The sequence below is a fragment of the Parachryseolinea silvisoli genome, assembly GCF_021190955.1.
GTDB lineage: Bacteria > Bacteroidota > Bacteroidia > Cytophagales > Cyclobacteriaceae > Ohtaekwangia > Ohtaekwangia silvisoli.
In genome coordinates, this window is the sequence record NZ_JAIOAO010000003.1 from 473,310 (window position 1) to 494,312 (window position 21,003).

Annotated in this window: 10 protein-coding genes and 1 pseudogene; 7 read left to right on the forward strand and 4 right to left on the reverse strand. The window is 52.1% G+C overall.

Annotated features, from left to right (window positions below; genetic code table 11):
- Positions 1 to 356: 356 nt before the first annotated feature.
- Both K7P01_RS19200 and K7P01_RS19205 read left to right on the forward strand, forming a co-directional pair.
- A complete protein-coding gene (locus tag K7P01_RS19200) occupies positions 357 to 11,897 on the forward strand; it encodes a gliding motility-associated C-terminal domain-containing protein (protein ID WP_267296048.1) in 11,541 nt (3,846 codons plus the stop codon).
- A complete protein-coding gene (locus tag K7P01_RS19205) occupies positions 11,897 to 12,826 on the forward strand; it encodes a PorP/SprF family type IX secretion system membrane protein (protein ID WP_267296050.1) in 930 nt (309 codons plus the stop codon). Before K7P01_RS19200 ends, K7P01_RS19205 begins: the two co-directional genes overlap by 1 nt.
- A 39-nt stretch (positions 12,827 to 12,865) precedes the next feature.
- On the opposite strand, the gene K7P01_RS19210 is transcribed toward K7P01_RS19205, so the two are convergent.
- Together K7P01_RS19210 and K7P01_RS19215 are read right to left on the reverse strand one after the other, a co-directional pair.
- Positions 12,866 to 13,600: a LytR/AlgR family response regulator transcription factor gene (locus K7P01_RS19210; RefSeq protein WP_267296052.1), complete on the reverse strand. Its 735-nt coding sequence runs from the start codon at positions 13,598 to 13,600 to the stop codon at positions 12,866 to 12,868.
- Positions 13,597 to 15,615 (reverse strand): tetratricopeptide repeat-containing sensor histidine kinase, encoded by a 2,019-nt coding sequence (locus tag K7P01_RS19215; protein ID WP_267296054.1) that lies wholly within the window; start codon positions 15,613 to 15,615, stop codon positions 13,597 to 13,599. Before K7P01_RS19215 ends, K7P01_RS19210 begins: the two co-directional genes overlap by 4 nt.
- A gap of 178 nt (positions 15,616 to 15,793) precedes the next feature.
- On the opposite strand from K7P01_RS19215, the gene K7P01_RS19220 reads away from it, so the two are divergent.
- A complete protein-coding gene (locus K7P01_RS19220) occupies positions 15,794 to 16,966 on the forward strand; it encodes a vWA domain-containing protein (RefSeq protein ID WP_267296056.1) in 1,173 nt (390 codons plus the stop codon).
- A gap of 122 nt (positions 16,967 to 17,088) precedes the next feature.
- Here the strand turns inward: K7P01_RS19220 and K7P01_RS19225 are convergent, their stop codons facing one another.
- Positions 17,089 to 17,811 (reverse strand): Crp/Fnr family transcriptional regulator, encoded by a 723-nt coding sequence (locus tag K7P01_RS19225; protein WP_267296058.1) that lies wholly within the window; start codon positions 17,809 to 17,811, stop codon positions 17,089 to 17,091.
- 153 nt (positions 17,812 to 17,964) lie between these two features.
- On the opposite strand from K7P01_RS19225, the gene K7P01_RS19230 reads away from it, so the two are divergent.
- The 3 genes and pseudogenes from K7P01_RS19230 (at position 17,965) to K7P01_RS19240 (ending at position 19,491) form a co-directional block, all read left to right on the forward strand.
- Positions 17,965 to 18,228, forward strand: coding sequence for a hypothetical protein (locus tag K7P01_RS19230; RefSeq protein ID WP_267296060.1), 264 nt, complete (start codon positions 17,965 to 17,967; stop codon positions 18,226 to 18,228).
- 94 nt (positions 18,229 to 18,322) lie between these two features.
- On the forward strand, positions 18,323 to 18,571 hold the full coding sequence (locus K7P01_RS19235) for a hypothetical protein (RefSeq protein ID WP_267296062.1): 249 nt from the start codon (positions 18,323 to 18,325) through the stop codon (positions 18,569 to 18,571).
- A 57-nt stretch (positions 18,572 to 18,628) separates the two neighbouring features.
- A pseudogene (locus K7P01_RS19240) lies at positions 18,629 to 19,491 on the forward strand (sigma-70 family RNA polymerase sigma factor).
- Positions 19,492 to 19,598: 107 nt separating this feature from the next.
- Here the strand turns inward: K7P01_RS19240 and K7P01_RS19245 are convergent.
- The gene (locus K7P01_RS19245; RefSeq protein ID WP_267296064.1) at positions 19,599 to 20,369 is read right to left on the reverse strand and encodes an energy transducer TonB family protein; all 771 of its coding nucleotides are present in this window, start codon (positions 20,367 to 20,369) and stop codon (positions 19,599 to 19,601) included.
- Positions 20,370 to 20,556: 187 nt separating this feature from the next.
- Between K7P01_RS19245 and K7P01_RS19250 the strand changes: the two genes are divergently transcribed.
- Positions 20,557 to 20,988 (forward strand): hypothetical protein, encoded by a 432-nt coding sequence (locus K7P01_RS19250; protein ID WP_267296066.1) that lies wholly within the window; start codon positions 20,557 to 20,559, stop codon positions 20,986 to 20,988.
- Positions 20,989 to 21,003 lie beyond the last annotated feature (15 nt).

Here is a 21,003-nt window from a genome sequence, read left to right on the forward strand (position 1 = left end):
TTGCTTTTTGCGTGTTATTAATCCTTGTGGGAGGATCTGCGTTCGCTCAAATTGACTGTAGCAAGAACGCGAATTGCGGGGATCCTTACTGCGCACCTGTTGCCAATGATGGAAAGGAACTCGGGTGCGAATGTTTCGACACCGTCGATAATGACGGCGATGGTAAAACGGATCAGGGCGATCCGAACTGCGCGACCTATTACGGGTTAACTTTCGTAGGCGAGGGCTCGGATTGCAGTATAACACCTCCTGGTGCAAGTACTCCCTTTGACCTGGTTGGACCTCCCATTGTGTCCGGTCAGAATACTGCCGACACGCAATCAAAAGTAGCGGCAGCCGACGTGGATGGAAACGGAATGCCTGATATTTTGATCACCTCCAAATGGAATGCAGAAGTACGCCTTGTTGCGTCGACTGCGCAAACTGGTGTGGCCGCGCTGGGTGGCGGTAGCTTTGCACCGGGAGATATCATCGCCGACTTTCGACTTTCCGGCGCTGGTATTTCCAGTCGGTTTGATAACATCGGTTGTGGTAAAACCGCCAACCTGGTATTTGAGTATGAAGTATTGACGGCGGACATTGATGGCGATGGTCGTTCGGAAGTTTTTGCCGTTGTCAGCAATCGCGCGGGAAGTCCCAAAAGTCCACCGACATGTTTTTTCCTCGTGGGACTAAAGCTGCAGGGCTACGGAGCGCAAGGCATGACTCTTATCCCGGGCTATCCTGTGTATTTAGGTACGAATCGTCCGGGTATCTTCGGCATTGCCGACATGGATGGAGATGATAAGGCCGAGATCTATCTGCGTGACCGGATCTTCGCGGCTGAAAACGGAAAATTGCTTGCCAGTGAAGGTGGTAAGGACATGACCAACACATCGCTGTGGGATGTTGATGTAACGGCTGCGCCCGTAGCCGTAGATATTAAGTCGGCAGGGGCTGATGGCAATGTAATGGAGCTGATCGTTGGCCCCAGAATATACAAAGTCCCGTCACTTACGAGCCGCAATCCCGTCAGCCCCGCCGCGCTGACATTGTGGCGCGACATGAATTCACTCAGCTTCGACATCAACAAAGACGGCGCGCCTGACAAGTATTATGTCAAGTTGATGAACGATCCCGTAGAGTATGGGATAGATAGCCACAGTAGTACGAGTATAGCCGATATCGATAAGGATGGATATATGGATGTGGTGGTAACGGGTGCTTTGAATTCGTCGCTGGGTAGAACAACCGTCTTTTATTGGAACGTGCAGAAAAATACGGTGAGCGGGTTTATAACACTGAGCGCTGCAGACATGGGCATTGCGCCCGGAACGGAGCCTGCCGGTAAATGTCCATCGGGCCTTAGCTATACGAACTATCAAAGCGGCTGGATCTGGGGAACAGGTCGCGTAAACATCGGCGACGCCAATGGCGATGGCAAGTTGGATTTTTCATTCATCGCCGGAAGTCATCTATACTGTGTTACCACAGATGCGCCCGGAACGAATATCGTTCCTTTGTGGTCAAATCCGCGCACGATTAACGACTCACGCTCCGGCGTCCTGACGGTGACTCTTTACGATTTCGACAACAACGGTAAACCTGAAATGATATACCGCGATTCGCAGGAAGTGGTTGTGATCGATGGCGCGACCGGCGCTACAAAATACTGGTCATCGATCTGCCAGTCGCATACCTATACAGAAGGCCCTATCATTGCTGATGTGAATGGAGACGGTGCAACGGATATATGCGTTGCGTGTAATCGGAGTAATTCCTTTGATATCTGCGACGACATTCAGCAGCAGGCCTTGGGAGAAGTGCGTCTTTACTTTTCCAAAGGCAACGAATGGTTGCCTACAAGAAAAGTCTGGAATCAGCCCGGGTATCATGTCGTCAATATCAACGACGACTTAACGCTGCCGTTTCCGCAGCTCGATCCGGGTATGGTGTTTGGCAATGCTCCCTGTGCCAACGGGCTTCCGGGACCTCAAACACCCCTGAACGTCTTTTTGAATCAGATACCGTTTCTAAGCGCCGAGGGCTGCCCCGTGTTTCCCGCGCCCGACCTGGCCTTTACCGGCGACGTGCCCAACCCCCTGTGCAGTGTTAATCCGACGCTGCCGGGTTGTGATTCCGATGGAGATGGCGTATACGATCCGGCCGTGGTCGTAATTCCCCCCATCTGCGGTAACCTGGCCATTCAGGTTTATTGCAATATCATCAATTCGGGAGACCTGCCGATCTCGGATGTTGTTCCGATCAGCTTCTTCAACGGCGATCCGACAACCAATCCCGCCGCGCAGCTCCTGAGTAGCACCACGGTCACCATTTCGAATTTACAGGTCAATCAGACATTCCGCACACCGACCGTCACGTTCAACGGTCCGGGTACAGTGTTCGATCTGTACATCGTCATGTATAATAACGGCGCCGTGTTACCGGTTGTCCTGACCGGTGGTTCTGCGAAAGAATGCAGGATCGAAAACAACATGTACAAAGTGACGGTGACACCGAGTCCGTTTTCTGCCGGGATACAAAAGATCCGCGACAACCTCAAGTGCGTGGCCGCCGATCCGAATGTTGGTGAGCTACGCGCGCGGCTCTACAAGTCAGCCACTGCGGGCACCAATGAAATTGTCGACTATAGCGACTACACCTTCCAGTGGTACTACGGGTTAAATACTTCGAATGCCGTGCCGGTCGCGCTGGGCGGCAACAACTATACGATATCGGGCTTGCCCGAAGGCGATTATTCCTTTGTGGCCACCAATGTGTCGAAGGGTTGTACAACTACTTTAGTGAGCGCACGTGTTGATCTGGGTATCACGCTGCCGGCTGTAACCATTAACGTGTTGTCGGATCAAACCACCTGTGCACCTCCCAATGGTGTGCTGGAAGCTGTCGTTGCCGGTGGAAACACAGGCTTTAGTTTTGAATGGTACAGCAACGCGGCGCCACTAGGTGTCTCGACTGCTACTGCCACAAACCTGGCCGGTAACAATTACACGGTGGTAGTGACGCGAAATGGTTGTACAACAACAGCATCCGAAGTAGTGGACGACCTGGCCTTCGAACCCGATGTGACCGCGACGTCTACGCCTGTCGTGAATTGCGCAAACCTCGCAAGCGGGTCGGTCACTGCACAGGCACTCTTGACAGGCGTTCCTCAAAATGCTGCTGGTTTTACGTTCAATTGGTATTTTCATACTATAGCCGATGGCTCCCGGGGAAGTATCCTTCCGGCAGCGAACGGAACGGGACCCACGCGAACCGGTTTGGCCGCCGGATTCTATGAGGTTGAGGCTATTACGAATGCGACACAATGTAAATCGGCTCCTTTTGTAATCGAGGTTAAAAACGAAACTGTTCTGCCGTCGGTTGAGATTACACAGCTGGCGCCTCAAACTTCGTGCGATCCAACAGCACCCAATGGAAGATTACAAGCGGTAGCGCTCATCGGTGGCGTTCCCCAAAGCGCTTCCGACTTCACGTTCCAATGGTTTGTGGGCCAAAATACACTCCCTCAGAACCTGCACACGGACGTTTCAGGAACGAACGGAAGTATCGCGGATAGTGTCAAAGGCGGAGGTCAATCGTACACGGTCAGGATCACCTCGGCTTTTCAATGTACCGCCATGGCAGATTCCGTAATTCAGGAGGTCATTAACATACCCGTCGTCACGCTGACCCCTACGCCCAATGGTATATGCGATGAGGTGCTGGCAGGCAAGGCGTTCTCAGGAGCGGTTTCTGCGTCTGTCACATTTGGCGGTAACCTCGTGAACGATTTCACGCAATATAGCTTTACATGGTATACCGGTTCGTCGGCCATCGGCGCGCCGAGACCCGAGACCGGAAATTCTTTAGCCGCGCTGGACAGCGGGTTCTATACCGTGGTGGTGAGTCGGACAGATCTGAAATGTACCGCCGCGCCGGAGACGGGTCTCGTGGAAGACGAACGTATCCTTCCGACGATCACGGCAAATCCGGTGCCGTCCACAAACTGTACCACAGCACCGAATGGATCGATGGTTGTGACGAACGTAACTTCGGGCACCACCTCGGGCACGGGTTCTCCTTTTGTATATGCCTGGTTTGATGGTGTCGACGCTACAACGCTGATACCGGGAGAAACGGGCACGAGTTTAGGCAGCATACAAGGCGGTGTTTCGGTGCTCCGCACCGTTCGCGTCACCAATACGAACGACGGCTGCAGAAGTACCAACACACAACTCATTTCCGACAACAGGCTTTTACCAATTTTAGCATTAGAGGCCGATCCAAATACGATCTGTGATCCGGATCTCACATCTCCTCGCCGTGAATTCAATGGAGAGGTAAGAGCAACGATTACCAATGCGGGCCAACCTCAGTTTGTCGATCCTACCTTTGTCTTCGCCTGGACCAACACCACGGCCGGATCAGCCATAGCCGACACCGACGCCACGATTTCACTCCTCAACAATGGCAGCTATACGGGCGTTGTCACACACCAGCCTACCGGTTGTGTTTCTGCGCCGGCAAACATCGACGTGATCCCCCAGAAGGTACCCCTTGTGATCGATGCCGTTGCCAATCCATCAACCAACTGCCCGCCGGTAGCCGGTAACGGTAACGTGGTGATCAACAGCGTGACGGCGGGTGCTATATCGGGCATTGGAGCGCCATTCAAATACCAATGGCACGATGGATCGAATCTCAGTAGCCCTATTGCGGGTGCAGTGGGGTCTTCTATTCTCAATCAACAGGGTGGTGTTGGCGTATTCCGCACGGTATTGGTCACCAATCAATTGGACGGTTGCCAGATGACGGATACGAAAGAGATCGGAGATGCCCGCGTGTTGCCCGTACTGCAGCTGTTGGCGACGCCAAACTCCATTTGTGACCCGGCGCTTGCCGGTAAGCCATTCAACGGCGCGGTAGCGGCTACTATCACCAACCTGGCGGATATTGGCGTCCCGCAGACATTCACCTATGTATGGACGGACCAGGAGACCGGTACAATTATCGCAGGTGCGACGGGATCCAACCTGATCGAACGTGACAGCAGTTTTTATACCGCGGTTGTTACGCACGTTCCCACCGGCTGTAAATCGCCGGCGGTGATAGCGCAGGTTACGCCTGCACAGATACTACCAGTGATCGGCGCAAGTGCCGTGGCTTCTACGAACTGCGATCCTGCAAAAGCCAATGGTTTGGTGCAGGTCGACGATGTCGATGGAAACTCATCGCCGTTCGCAGGGTATACTTTCGCATGGCGCGGTGGTCTGACGCAAACAGGTCAGCTCATTGCGAATAGCGCTGTTAGTCCTGATACGCTACAGGGCGCCATGGGTAAATTTTACAACGTCCTGGTGACCAACACCAACGACGGGTGCAAAAATACTTTTGCAGTAGAATTGCCGGACGCCCCGGTCAAACCCGTACTTACGTTGTCGGCAAATCCGAATACCATTTGCGACCCCGGAATTGCCGGCGTATCGGAGAATGGCAGCGTACAACAACTTTCTCTCTCGTATAGCGGAACGTATGCGGGGGCGCAAACCCTGGTTTATAAATGGTTTAACGGTGAATACACCGGGGCGTCGCTTCCGCCGCATACGCCGGCGCAGACAGCCGTCGATAACATTGGCGCTTTGTCCTTTGGATTCTATTCCGCTACTGTAACAATCGATGAGATCGGCTGTACTTCTGACATCGTTTCGATCGAGGTAAAAGATAATTTCTTTACGCCACCGGTCAATATCACTCCGGTCAACCAAACCTCGTGTGATGATCTGAATCCTAACGGAATGCTTACGGCAACGGTCGATGAGACTACCATCGGCGGATCGGCAACGGAGAACTCGTCATCGTTGTACGACATCAACTGGTTTAATCGGGACAATCCCATCGTGACGCCGGGAACTGCCGTCACAACGACTACCGCGATCAACGGGCAGATCAACCGTCTGGAGGGTAACCTGTTCTACACGGTGGAGGTGGTTCGGTTGTTAACCGGATGTATCAACACGGAGACGGTTTTTCTGCCGGAGATCATTACTTACCCTGTTGTCGCTGCGGCTGTAAGCGCCGACGTGACACGATGTGATTTTCCTAACGGCGAAGCGATCGCTGACGTCGGTGGTATGCAAAGCGGCTACACATTCTACTGGTTGAATGAGAAAGGGTTGAGCCAAACCACCGTGGCGGCGGACGTGATCGACCAGGCGGATGCCACCCAGGTGGATGATGGTCAATATGTCGACCTGATCCCAGGTACCTACACCGTTGTTGCGAAAGACAATTCGACAACCTGTATTTCCCAGCCTGTAAGCAGAGTGGTGGCTGATAATACCAATAAAACATCGATCGCCATTTCGATCGATGTGAGGCCGGCACATTGCGCCATCGGGGGGGGAGAGATGACAGCCACACTGACCGGCGGCGACGGGCCTGCTTTTGACTACGCGTGGTTCAGGGGTGGTCCATTGAACGACAGCATCAACTTTTTCAACAATCCTCCCATCTTTAATCCGGCCACAGCCTTTGATCAAACGTTGGGGGGCGGTGTGTCTGATCAGATCACAGGACTTAATTCAGATCTTTACACGTTGGTGATTTCGGATAAAGGCAACGGATGCAGTAACTTAAAAACGATCTTCCTGCCATTCTCGAATGCCCATGTCGTTACGCCGGTCGTGACCCCGTCTACGATCTGCCCGTACGATATCGGCAATGGTGCCGTTGAAGCAACAGTTACTAACCTGGATGTTGGTAAAACGATCGATAATTATATCTACCGATTCTACAAAGGAGAAAACCCGCTGGCGGCAAATCAGATCGGACCCAGTGTCGGCCCTGCGCCGGGCAATCCGAATCCCATTACCTATGCCTCGCTCGCGCCCGGCATGTACACCGTCGAAGTAAGACAAGGCTTTGCGCCGAACTGCCCGGTGTACGAAGTGGTCGAAGTTAAATCGCAGGCACTTGCGCCTGTCATTAATCTGAACGGCGCTTTGTCCGCTAATACTTCTTGCGATACCAATGTTGCTGACGGTTCTGCGCAGATTGCCATCAACCGGAATCCCGCGGATGTGACCACGGGCTTTACCTATTCGCTGGATGTACTGCCTGCACCTGTAGGGTGGGGTGGCGCTGTGGTAACGGGGCCTTATGCTGTCCCGGATCCGGCCGCCGGTGCTCCTGAAATAGTAACCGTCAACGGCTTGCGACCGGATAATGAAGTGCCGGAATACACCGTCCGTGTAACGTCATCCAACGGCTGTGAGGCAGAGCGATCGATATCTATTCCGAATCAACCGGCCGTGGCTGAACTGGTCGACGGCGATGTAGTCAGCCAGAATGCCCTGTTCTGTGAGACATCGCTTGAAACCAACGCGCAGATAGAGGTACGATCGCTTGCGATCATCGATGGCCCGGCGGATGATCTGGGGGACTACCGGTTTGACTGGTATACCGATCCGGCGCTTACAGTCGCTTCGCGCGTATTGAGTGCAAATGGAGACAATACAGCCGCGAAAGGAGGAGAGATACTCTCGAACGTCGGAGCGCCATTGCCTGCTGCAAAGATAACCGCAGGCTCTTATTATGTGGTGGCCAGCAAAGTCAATGCCGGTACAACGGGTGGTGTAGGGTGTTTTAGCGCTCCGTTCCGCGTGGATATTCTCGACAAAACTGTCAGGCCGGCTCTTACAATAACGCCCACTTCAAATACAGCATGTGATACCAATTTTGAAGGTGCGGTGAAAGTAACCGTAACCTCGCCCGGCTCTGTAAATCCGCTTCCGGGTGTGGCGTATACGTACGACTGGGTGGTTGCGGCCACGGCCATAACGCCACCGGCGACGTCGGATGGCGACGGTGTGGGCGTGGATGACAATTTCACAGGGTTGAATGATGGCGGGTATACGCTCGAATTGAGGAACAATGCCAGTGGATGTACCACGACCGGTTCGACCACCGTTACACCGCTGTTCGTTCCGATCATCATCGCGAAGGCTACCGCCGCGCCCCAGGTCTTGTGTATTGCCGACGGCAGCGTAACGGTGACACAGGTCGATGTAGGCGCCGCGAACTTTGTCAGAGGGGTGGATGCGGAATTCTTCACCAACTTCTCGTACTCCTGGTATAAGGACAGTCCGCTGCCGGCGACGGCTTTCTTAACCGACGATGCGTCGGCCAGGATCCAGGTGCCGCAATTAGTTGCCGGGACGAATGCAGGCGAGTATTCAACCATGGGCGCCGGTATATACTATGTGCAGGCAAAACGAATTGCCGGCGCGCCGGGATCCGGATGTGAGTCTGCGCCGCTGCGTGTAGATGTAGGCGATCAGCGCAGAAATCCGAATGCAGTCCTGTCACCGTCAAACGACACGTCTTGTGAGACCGTTGGCGGCTTTGAAGGCGCCATTCAGGTTACTGTGATCGATGCGGGTTCAGGCCCGTTGCCGCTCAACTATACCTTTGACTGGACGACCACGGAACCGTCTGTGCCTGCAGATGGCGCGGTATATTCCGATACGGAGTCTTTCACGGGGTTAAAGGATGGTGACTACTCCGTCCGCATGACCAACAATACCAGCGGTTGTTTTTCCAATTTCGCGACCCAGATCCAGCGCTCATCGGTTCCGATCATCATCGCCTCTGCCGATGTTACGAATCAAATTATCTGCAATCCCGACGGAAGCGTGCGGGTAACGCGTATCGATGTCGGTTCATCGGATAGCTATGTACCGGCAGATGCGGCCTTCGGAGATTTTGTGTTCTCATGGACAAAAGCGAATGCCAATAGCGCAGCATTGGAAGACGATATGGGAGATCCGATTACCGGTGGTGCTTTGCTCCCCGGAACCAACGCCGGCGAATACTCCCAGCTGCTGGCGAATAGTTATTACGTTACGGCGAAACGTGCGGCCGGGGGCCCTGGATCGGGTTGTATCTCTGCGCCCTTACGGAAAGATATCATTGACCTGAGCTTTGATCCGGTTGCCCGACTGACTCCCCTGACAAACACGTCGTGTGATCCGGTGTTCTTTGAAGGTGCCATTACCGTTGACGTGGATGATCCGGGGGCTATGCCAACGCCTTCACCTGTGGCGACCTACACCTATCGTCGTGTTTCGGGCCTCAACCCGGTGCCGGTGGTCAATGCCGGACAAGATGGTGCCGCGGATAATTTTGCCGGACTCCGCGACGATACCTATGTCGTTCGTGTAACCAATGAGGTCAGCGGCTGCTTTACGGATGTATCCACGATTATTACGCGATCACTGATCCCCGTAACCACGGTGGAGGCACTGGTTACCGACCAGCTTGTGTGCTTGAATGACGGAAGGATTGTCGTAACGGAAGTGGCCGTCGGAACGGACAACACGCGCCCCTTTACTGAGTTTGATTTCAGCTGGTACAAAGATTCGCCGACAGCTGGAAACAGAATTGCCTCGGCGAGCGGTGTTAATCGTTTCGATCTGAATACGACGACGATGCCAGCCATTAAAGCCGGCACCTACTATGTAAAAGCCAAACGCATTTTGGGCAGCCCTGGTTTTGGTTGTGAATCGGCGCCATTGCGCAGGGAAATCCTGGATAAAAGCGTAGCGCCGGACGTGTCCTTCGCTTTCACACCGGCATCCAACTGTGCTGGCGCGTTACCCAATGGTCAGCTGATTGCCACGGCTATCGAAAGAGATGGAAGCCTTGACGGGGATAAGGATGGTGTGACCGATGTTTACGCCTTCACCTGGACATTGAACGGCGGAGGCCTTGACCCGGCAACCACGGAAAACTATATAAATCCCACAAGCACGCTCGATCGTGCACGGCAAGGAATATATTCGGTGCGCGTCGACAATGCCGCTACAGGGTGCCTCTTTGAAAGAGGAATGGAATTAAAGCTTGACCTGTCGATGAGCCTTCCCAATATTGTGGATATCGATGTCGTCGATCCGGTGAATTGTTTCCCTAGCGGAACTGCGCAGGTGGTTAAAATTACTATCGGCGGCACCACAACCATAACCGATGTCATACAACTGGATGCAGATTTCGACTACAGCTGGTTTAAAGGAACGTATCCCGGTACGCCGCTTGCCGATGCTGGAAATGTTCCTTATCAGCAAGCGCTGTTGCCAGACCAACTACCCGATAGATATTTTGTGACGGTCCGGGATTTGACGACCAATTGTGAATCGTCGCCGGTTGAAGCGGTGATCGACTCCGCAGACATCGTGTATCCAGACGTCGATATTACGCAGACGTTACCTCAGGTCAAGTGCGAGCCTTCTTTGGATGGCTCGGCCCGATTGGTGGCTACGGTAGACAACGGACAAACCAGTGCAAACGCGAATTATAGGTTTGAATGGTACCGGTCATTGGATGGGATGCCTCCGGTTCTTTTTGCGCCGCCGGCTAATTCTACCATCTCAAATCTGAAAGCGGATAACTATTCGGTGACAGTATTAAATCTCGCAACGAACTGTAGCAGTACAGCGATGTTCATCGTTCCCGATGCATCGCCGCGGTTCCTGCCGCAGCTTTCGCTCTCAACCAACGCGCGGACCCGGTGCGATATTACCGATGGGTCGCTATTCGTCAGCGGTGTGCCATTCCCTGTTGATCTTTTGAACCCGCTCAATAATTACCCGTTCCCATACAGTTACCAGGCGGATCTGTATGCAGGAGCTCCTCCTGCGGACATTGACAATCCGGATCTTGGAGCCATGGCGAACGATCCGCAGTTCCCGACGTTCACGTCCAACTTCTTGCGTTCAGGATTAGCAGAAGGTGAGTATACGGTGCGCCTGACGGATCTCAATACCGGCTGTGTGACGGTCGATTCCACCGATATTCAGGATGACAGAACACCGCCGACCATCGCCATTGTTCAGGACAACCCACTCACGAATTGTGATCCGCTCCGTGCTAACGGACAGCTCACGGCTACTGCCGATGGTAGTCGGGTGGGGGGATACTCTTTTGCCTGGCATCAGGGTGATGAGGCCATGGGACCGGTGCTGACAAATTTCAATACACTTATTGGAGAGACCATCGGGGCGTATACAGTACGCGTCACCAACAATACCACTTTCTGCTCTGCAGATTCTACCGGTATGATAACCGATGGTACAGTGAAGCCACCCGCACCGGATCCGTCGTTGGTTCAGGGGCGTTCAAACTGTATTACGCCGAACGGCTGGGTAACGGCGGATGTTGATGGTGTAACCCTCGGCTATTCGTTCGATTGGTATGTCGATGATGTGCATGACTTTAAGGGTGTCGACTACATCGGTCTTGATATTCGCGAGTATTCAGTAACCGCCACCGATGATGTGACGGGATGTGTTTCGCAACCGGCATTTATTACTGTTCCGGATTGGCGAAAGACGCCGATCGTGAACCTGACCAGCACACCGTCATACTGCCTGACACCGACGGGAAGCGTGTTGCTCGGACTCGTGAACGGCGACGAAGTGACCCTGGCTGACGTTACGTGGTTCAACGAGGAGAACGGTTTACAAGTCGGGAGCGGTCCTGCTACGTATGAACTGTTCACAGGCCTTTACATCGCTCAATTTGTGAGCTCGGAAGGATGTGAAGGGGAGTCACGCGTGGAGGTGGGCACCGAAATCCTTTCCTACAACCTTGTATCCGTTAACGCGGACAGTCGAAACGACTTCTGGACGATTGATTGTATTCAGAATTTTCCGTCGAACAATGTAAAAGTATTCAACCGTTCCGGAGTAAAAGTTTACGAAGCGGATGGTTATAATAATGCCGACATAGTGTTTAGAGGCGTCGGTGAAAGAGGACTTTATACACTTGGAAACGAGTTGCCGGATGGCACGTACTTCTACATTATAGACAAACGCGATGGTTCGAAGCCGGTATATGGGTACCTTGAATTAGTACACTGATGAAAAAGATCACAGCCATAATCATAGGTGGTTTGATGTCGCTGATGGCGTCGGCACAGCAACGTCCTATTAATTCACTTTACATGTTTGATCCATTGGTGGTCAATCCTGCGTACACCGGTACGCAGGTGCAGCTGAGTGCAACGGCCATTTATCGAAACCAATGGGTGAACTTTCCCGGGGCGCCGAAGACATTTACATTCAGCGCCAGCTCCGGCTTTAAACAAAACCGGGTGGGGGTAGGTATTCTGGCCGGTAGTGACCAGATTGGAATACACACGGAAAATACCTTGTATCTTCTATACTCCTATAAGTTGCCATTTTCGAAATTCAATTCAAAGTCGTATTTGTCTTTTGGGTTGCAGGGTGGATTCAACGAGCTCAAATCGGATTTTGGGAAGCTCAATCCGAGAGATGAGGCAGATCCATACTACGGAGTTGTAGATCGGAACATGACCTGGAATTTTGGTGGCGGTTTGTTTTTAAAGCACAATTCGTTCTATGCAGGATTATCAGTTCCGTACATCATGAACAATAAAGTGATCAATGCCGAGGTGTTCTCAAGCTCCGCGCGCCAGTATCGTTACTATTATCTCACCGCCGGGATCACGCGAAAACTCTCAACTAATGTCAAAGTAATACCCTCGACGCTGATCCGCTTCCAGGAAAAGGCGCCTTTGAGCTTTGATCTCAACCTGATTACGGTGTTTTACAATGTTGTCGGATTGGGTGTATCGTATCGTCTGGATGATTCCGTTGTGGGCTTATTTGAATTACAGCTCAATGAGAACTTTCACGTAGGGTATGCCAACGATTTTACGATGTCTGATCTGAGGCGCTATTCCAATAGCTCACACGAGATCATGATAAACTATCGCATCAGGATCGATAAGTGGCACCGGGGAATAGAGTGTCCTTCCTACTATTGAAAGGGGACTGAATATTTTTCGACTATTCAAAACTTGAGGTCATTTCTCGAAAAGGTCGAGAAACTCCTTTTTTTTGGTCGAAGAAACCTCCAACTCCTGATTGTTCTTCATCGTGACGTAGCCGCCTTTTCCTTTGGAATATCGGATCACATAATCCGGATTGATCATGTAAGAGCGGTGAATGCGGAGGAAGCGGTGCGGAGTAAGAACCTCTTCGAAGTATTTTAAGGTGCGGCAGATCAGCAGCGGGGCAGTGTGCTCGAAATGGAAGCGCGTAAAGTTATCGACGGCTTCGCAGTAGAGGATGTCCTGTACGGCGACGATCTCGAACCCCTCGAGGGTCGGTAACATGATCTTTTGAGGGCCGGTGGCGCGGATGTTGTCGACGAGTACTTTCGCGTGACGAACCCGGTTATCGGCATGCTCGGCTTTGATCTTTTCCACGGCTTTGATAAGCTCGTCGATATCGATGGGTTTTAGCAGATAGTAGGCGGCGCTTTGATTGAGGGCCTGGATGGCATAATTATCAAAGGCGGTGACGAAGACTGTTTCGAAGGAGATGTCGCCGGCTTTGTCGAGCAGGTCGAAGCCGTTGCCATAGGGCATCTCGATGTCAAGGAAGACGATGTCGGGGATATGCTGGCGGATAGCTTCGAGGCCCGTGGCGACGGATTCTCCGAAACCGCATACGGTCACGTCAGGGCAATATTTTTTGAGATAGCTGGCCAGGATTTGGCGGCTGTCTTTTTCATCATCTATGATCACAGCTTTCATGGCAGTATCCTTTCTGTTTTATGAAGAGGCAGCGCTATGTGTACACGCGTGCCCGGGCCGGGCTGCAGGTCTTCGATGGTAACCCGATAGTCGGCTTTATATACTTTGTTGATAATGTCGAGGCGCTCCTGAATGTTCTTCAGCCCGGTGGAGTTGTGTTTCTTCTGATTGGCAGTCTTCAACGCCGCGGAGCGTTTGCGTCCAATGCCGTTGTCGCTGATCTCGACCATCAGCGTTGCGTCTTGCTGATAGAAGCGCAGGGTGAGCATGCCCCTCTCTTCTTTGTAACGCAATCCGTGCCACACAGCGTTTTCGATATAGGGTTGGATGAGCATGGGGGGAACTTCGATCGCTTCGGCGTTGATGCCCTCGTCGATATCGATGCGATAATCGAATTTATCGCGGAAGCGGTAGTGTTCAAGTTTGAGGTAGAGTGCCAGGATCTCCTGTTCTTTGAAGAGCGGGCTGAAGTCTTCCTGCGAGTTCTCCAGCACGAGGCGCATGAGCTGAGAAAATTCGGAAAGGAATTTATTGGCGGTTCGCTCATCTTGCTCAGCGATGAAATGGTTTACGGAATTGAGGGCGTTGAAGATGAAGTGGGGGTTCATCTGGCTGCGCAGCGACTTGAGCGCCAGGAGCTGGTTGGCCACTTTGCTGGCCTGGGCGTTCTTGTATATATAGTATGACGTGATGGTCGTGATGAGCAGGATCATCAGCAGGCCATAAATGACGAGTTTCTGGCGCGTTACGGTAGCCTGTTCAATCGTTTCTTCGCGTCTACCGACGGATACTTCTTTACTGAGCTCTTCAATGTCGCGTTGTTGGCCCAGGAGCGAGGAGTTGGTGTTCTGTCGTTCTTCCTGGATGCGTTGCGACCGGGTCATGGCGTCGCTGTACTTGCGGTAGGCACCTAGCGCCTGGGTGGTCCTGCCGTTCTTCTCATAGATGTCGGCCAGGGTGAGGTATGCATTGGCTTGTGCCTGGGGGTTTGCGAGCGTGTCGGCGATGCGTGCGGCTTCTTCGATCTCGCGGAGGGCTGCGGCGTCTTCTCCTTTCGCTACGAGGGTTTTGCTGATCTCCACTTTATCGTTGGTAGCCTCGTCAAGGTTCCTGCTCTCCAGGTTGAATTCGATGGACTTGTTGCGCAGCTCGATCTCGTCGTCGTAGCGGTTCTGCCCGCGGAGCACATCGGCTATCTCTTCCTTGGTTTCTTGCAGCGACTTCACGCCTTCGGCGTCGTTCTTGTTGGCGCGCAGTTGGGCGAGGGAGTTGTCGTAGAGGTTCTTGGTTTGTGGGATGTCGTTCAGCCGCGCGTATATCTTGGCCTTTTGATTTTGGACGCGCATGTCCAGGGTATTGCTACTGATTGCCTTACCACCCTGTGGGGGAAGATTGTCTAATACCCTGAGCGCTTCGGTATAGTTGCTCATCTGGTAATAGGTCTCAGAGAGATCGATGGTACGGTCTATGCGCTGGTTGCGATCGAGTCTGAGGTCGAGCGCCTGCTGAAAATATTGGAGCGCCGCGTTGAAGTCGCCAAGCTTGAGGCTGGTGTTGCCCAGACCACGCAGCGTACGCTGATAGTCCTCAGTAGTGGTGGCAACATCTTTGGAATCTTTATAGGTGTTTAGTATCTGATGGGCTTGCAGGTAGTTTTCGTGGGCGGGTTTCCATTCCTGGATACCTTCGTTGATCTCGCCGATCAACATGTGACTGCGCGCTTCGTTGAGCACGTCGCCCGAGGCCAGGCTCAAGCCCAGCGCTTCGCGTACCTTGTTGAGCGCTTCCCCCGGGTTGTTGTCTTTCAACGAAGCCGCTTCCTCCAGCAGATCCGCGGGGTTTGTACGGCGGGATAATTTCTTGAAGGTTTTGTACGCCCCTTTGTCCTCGACCACCTGCTCATTTTTTTCAGCCGCCTTTTGTTTAGGCGACGGCGCCTTCTTGCCGTCCTGTGCGGCGGCTTGACCGATGCAAAAGAATGCAATCAGGCTCAATGTGAGGGTATAGCGCATCATGGTTATCAATCGCAGGAAAGTTAGCACTTTAATTCTTACCCGTTTCCGGCCCCGCCTGTCCGTAAGCCTGGGTTCACTCAGTCGGTGGGGCATTTCACCCAGTGGCACGGCGCGGTCACGAAGTGTAGGTACCCCTGCCACGCTTTTAGCGTAAAATTTACCAAAAACATCCAAGATCATGAAGACGATATACACTTCCATCCAATTTCTGCCGCGTCTGGCCACTGTGCTCCTTTTGCTGCTGGTGACGGTGCATTGCCAGCCGGTACATTCAGAAAACCGCCGCGGAGACACCCCGGCCGTCGAAAAAGATCAGGAGATCATGCTGGCACTTTTGCTCGACACCAGCAACAGCATGGACGGCCTGATCGAGCAGGCCAAATCGCAACTTTGGAAAGTGGTAAACGAGCTGGCTGCCGCGAAGTGCGCCGATGGCGCGAGGCCGAGCATCAAGATTGCGCTCTATGAATATGGCAATGACAATCTTTCTCCCAACGAGGGCTACGTGCGCCAGGTAAGCGGGTTAACGGACGACCTGGACCTGATCTCTGAAAAGCTCTTTGCGCTGACGACCAATGGTGGCGAAGAATATTGCGGCAAGGTGATCCTGACCTCGTTGCACCAGCTGGTGTGGTCGGAGTCGGCGGCTGACTTAAAGCTAATCTTCATCGCCGGGAATGAACCCTTCACGCAGGGGCCTGTATCGTTCCGGCAGTCTTGTGCGCTGGCCAAAGAGAAAGGCGTAGTGATCAACACGATCTTTTGCGGCAGCTTCGACGAAGGCGCGAACACCAGCTGGCAAAGTGGCGCGACGATCACCGGTGGCACGTACATGAGCATCGCGCAAAACGAGAAAACAGTATATATTCCTTCACCATATGATGAAAAGATCGATGCCCTGAACGACCAACTGAATGATACCTATATTTATTACGGTTCGTCAGGCAAATCCAAGAAGGCTGCACAGATCGCACAAGATAATAACGCCGAAAGCTACGGACAGTCCAACAAGGCTGAGCGGGCGATCTCAAAAAGCACGCACGTCTACAAAAACTCGACCTGGGATCTGGTGGATGCGGCCAAAGACGATTCAAAAGCGATCGAAAAAGCGAAGACCGAGGAGCTCCCCGACGAGATGAAGAGCATGAACGTAGAGCAACGCAAGAGCTACATCAAACAGAAATCCACCGAGCGTCAGCAGATCCAAACGGAGATCCAGGAATTGAGCAAAAAACGTCAGGAGTATATCGCCAAACAAGCAAAACAAAGCGGCGAAGCGGGCATGCTCGACGCGTCCATGATCGAGGCAATCAAAAAACAAGCGACTGCAAAGAAATTGCGTTGGCAGTAAGTGTATCTTCGGATGAAGAGGGCGTCAGAGGAGGCGCCCTCTTTTGATTTGAGACTGTCGCTATCTATAATTCGCACCATGTCCTTTATTCTGAGTGTACTCCAGGCTATTTAAAATAATGATTACATTTTTCTTGGGTTCAGTCCCATCAGGTTCGCTTCTTTTATTACTCCCTTACGGTCGATGATGCGGATCATCTTGTCTGTTTTTTCAATGAGTCCGGCCCGTTTGAATTCCTGCAGTAAACGCACCAGCGTTTCTTTTGCGGTGCCTACCATGTTGGCAAGATCCGTACGGGAAAGATTGATGTCACTGGGTATGCCGGGCTGGACCGAGGATTTAAATTTTTCATCCAATATCAGCAGGTTAAACGCGAGCCGCTCCCGGACCGACTTGGTGGCCAGGTTGGTAATACTATTAATGAATAAACTGAACTCGTGACCGAGCGCCTTTAACAGCGTATTGGATAGCTCCGTCGAGTTGCGCAGCACTTTCAGAAAATTATCTTTCGGGATAAAGGTGATCTGGGAGTTCTCGATGGTGGCAGCTGAGTCCGGGTAGAACTCTTCTCCCAGTAAGGCATGATAACCCAGCAACTCTCCTTCACTGCACAAATAGAATATTTGTTCCCCTCCCTTGGCTGTCGCCTTATATTTCTTTACCCGCCCCGAAAGCACGTAAAATATTCCCGTGGGAATACCCCCCTCCCGGAAAATGATCTCCCCTTTACTATACAAGTGCGTAACCCCGGATCCCATGAGGGATTCATGCTCTTCGGCGGTCAGGCCCTCAAAAAGCTGATCGGTTTTAAGGCGAAAGTTCCCCGATAAAAAGTTCTTGAGCATGGCGATGTGTTAAATACTGGCAAATTTCATTCAATACATCAACACTTTGATTGACTAAAGTCAATGGATACGTTGATCATTTTCAATATAAATTAAAAAATTGGCGTCTAACTTTGCCCCGGGAGATTCAAAACAGTATGAAATATCTTTTCAATGGAAGCCTTTTGTAGTGAGATAGTAGCGGAGATCAGAGAGGCCCAAAGTGAGGCAGAATTAATCAAAGTGATTGGCCACTCCATATCGCAGCTTCGAAAGGACCGAAAATCCTATAACGAATCGGGCTACATCATGAACATGATCGTCTCTCTCCGGTCTACGAAACCTGGGGAGGTTACTACTGAAACGCTTGACAATGTTAAACTGGCCATTGCCATTTTCAGGCAATTCCAGAAAGAAAGCCGCGAACGCATTTGCTGATCAACGCACAGGTTGACTTTAAGTCACTTTCAAGGCCTGGTAAAGCGCACAGACGACTGTTCTACAAATCCGTCCACCACCTGGAACTCAATCAATGACACATTTCAAACAGACAGTACTGTGGCAGATCCAGTCTGCTTCGGATGAACAAGAGGTCGAACACGTAGTTGATCTTTCGATCCAGAAACTAAGATCCCAAAATGTGAATGGCCATATCATCCAACGGTTCATTCTGTCCATGGATAAAGTTCTCCGCGACGCAAAGTTGCAAGATTCCGCTGAAAAAAAAGGACAGAACATGAACATCGCCATCGGCCTGTTCCGGAAACTTCAAAGACCATGACGGACTGCAGTATTTCATTCCATCAGGATAGTATTCATTTAAACCCGGAAAGCATCCATGAGATCACTTAAGATCGCCAAACAGATTACCAACCGCGAAAGCCAATCGCTGGATAAATATTTACAGGAGATCGGAAAAGTAGGTCTTATTTCAGCAGACGAGGAGGTGATACTGACGCAGCGCATCCGGGAGGGCGACCAGGCTGCGCTCGATAAGATGGTGAAAGCCAATCTCCGGTTTGTGGTCTCGGTGGCCAAGCAATACCAGAGCAGCAGTTTTTCGTTGGGAGACTTGATCAATGAAGGAAACGTCGGGCTAATGAAAGCCGCCATCCGTTTCGATGAGAAGCGCGGGTTCAAATTCATTTCCTATGCGGTATGGTGGATCCGCCAGTCTATTCTGCAGGCACTTTCCGAACAATCCCGTGTCATTCGGATTCCATTAAACCGGGGAGCTTCACTGAATAAGCTCAACAAGACATTTGCCACGCTGGAACAGAAGTTTCAACGCGACCCGTCTGCCGAAGAACTGGCTGAGGTCATGGAGGTCGCCCCGGAAGAAGTCAGAGAACAGCTCAAATAGGAACGCGCCACGTTTCCATCAACGCCCCCTTCATACAGGGAGAAGAGAACGGACTACTCGATGTATTGGAGGACGAATCCGGAACAGCACCGGATTCAACGTTGATCGCTACGTCTTTATGCCAGGATGTCCAGCGTTCTCTCTCTACGCTGACGGCAAGGGAATCCGATATCATATCCCTCTACTACGGACTTAATGGTCTGCCTGCCATGACCCTGGAAGACATAGGGTTTAGGTTCAATCTCACCCGCGAACGCGTCAGGCAAATAAAGGAAAAGGGTATCCGCAGGCTCAAGCAATCGTCCAGAAGTCACGTACTAAGAGATTATCTCGGATAAAATACCACACACGCGCTTCCCGCCGGCTTGCTCCAGTTTCTCCCTCAACGCTATAGTACTGGCTTCCACACCCCAGCAAACAATGAGCCGAGTTATACCTCTCACTCTTACTCCTCGTGCGGCGTACCGCCTCCGAATGTCACCGTCACCACGGCTTTATGCCCACCCGGCGCGCCGTCTTCCCCACGAGTCTGCTCGAAATAGAGATAACTCGCCACGGCTGTCAGTGCACGCACCGCCTCGCGGTCGGCGGCTGGCGTCAGCCCCTGTACAACCCCCATATCCCCCAGCACGCCCTCGGCATCAATGGTAACCGAAATCCGAACCACTCCTTCGACATCTTCCTGCTCCGGATGCTGGTTGACTTCCCGCGCTAATATCTCCTGAAACCTGGCGCCGTTCAGCTCACAGATAGCCAACTCGGGCGTCTCTTCCATGACGGGCATACCCGTTGTCGACTCGACCATCGTTATTGGTTCGACATCCACACTGGGTATATTAATAAGCGAAAGCGTTGGCACAGGCAACGTATCCACCGTCGGTTGTTCCTCGACGGTGAGGGCTGGTGGCATGGCTATTTCTCCGGTAACTTCCTGCACATCCTGTCGCGACGTACACGCTGTCGCCGCCAAAGTAGTCGCCACCGACGCAGCCGCCACCCGGCGCAGAAAACGGGCACTCAGCTGGTCGCGATTAAAAATGCCGCACACCCGTTTCCCCCTGGCTTGCCGCAGGGCAAGCTGTAAGGCCTCTGCCGACTGGCAGCGAAAATCTGTAATGGCATGGGCACACCTGGCACAGTAGAATCCTCCCTCGGCGGGAGTCTCCAGCTTTTCCGAACACGGAAACGCCAGGGTAACGTTAGTGATGGCTGACATAGAATTAAGTTTATCCCATAACGCAGAATGCTCAAAAGGTCACAGTCGAGGCAAAATTTGCGTTACCTTTGATTACTTTATAGTATATTGATGGCATCCATATTATCCCAGTCGGCGCAGTATATAATTGGCTCAAATGAAAATCGACGTTAAGACATCTCCCTTTTTCCCGTGGACAATAAATATTATGGGCATCGCGCTGGTGTTTTTAGCTGGGATAGTGATTTTTTTTCATTTTCTGATTGGCCTCGCCTTGTTGATCGGTAGTGCACTGATTTTCACCACACACTACCGACTGATGATCGACCTCGATCAACGGGTTTACCACGACTATGTTTGGATAATGGGAATGAAGCACGGTAAGCCGGCCTCGTTCGAGAAAATCGATTACCTGTTCATAAAAAAGAGCCACACGGTTCAGAATATGTATGCGCGGGTTTACACAACAACCCTGAGGAAAGATGTGTACGACGCTTATTTACGTTTCTCGGAAACCAAAAAAATACATCTTGTTACACGGGAGAGCAAACACCGGCTTGTGAAGCAAGTAAAAAGTCTGGCCGCGCAGCTGGGGGTAGAGGTCATCGACTACACGGACGGAGAAGGAAAAACGCTCTAGTAGCGAGAAACCCTT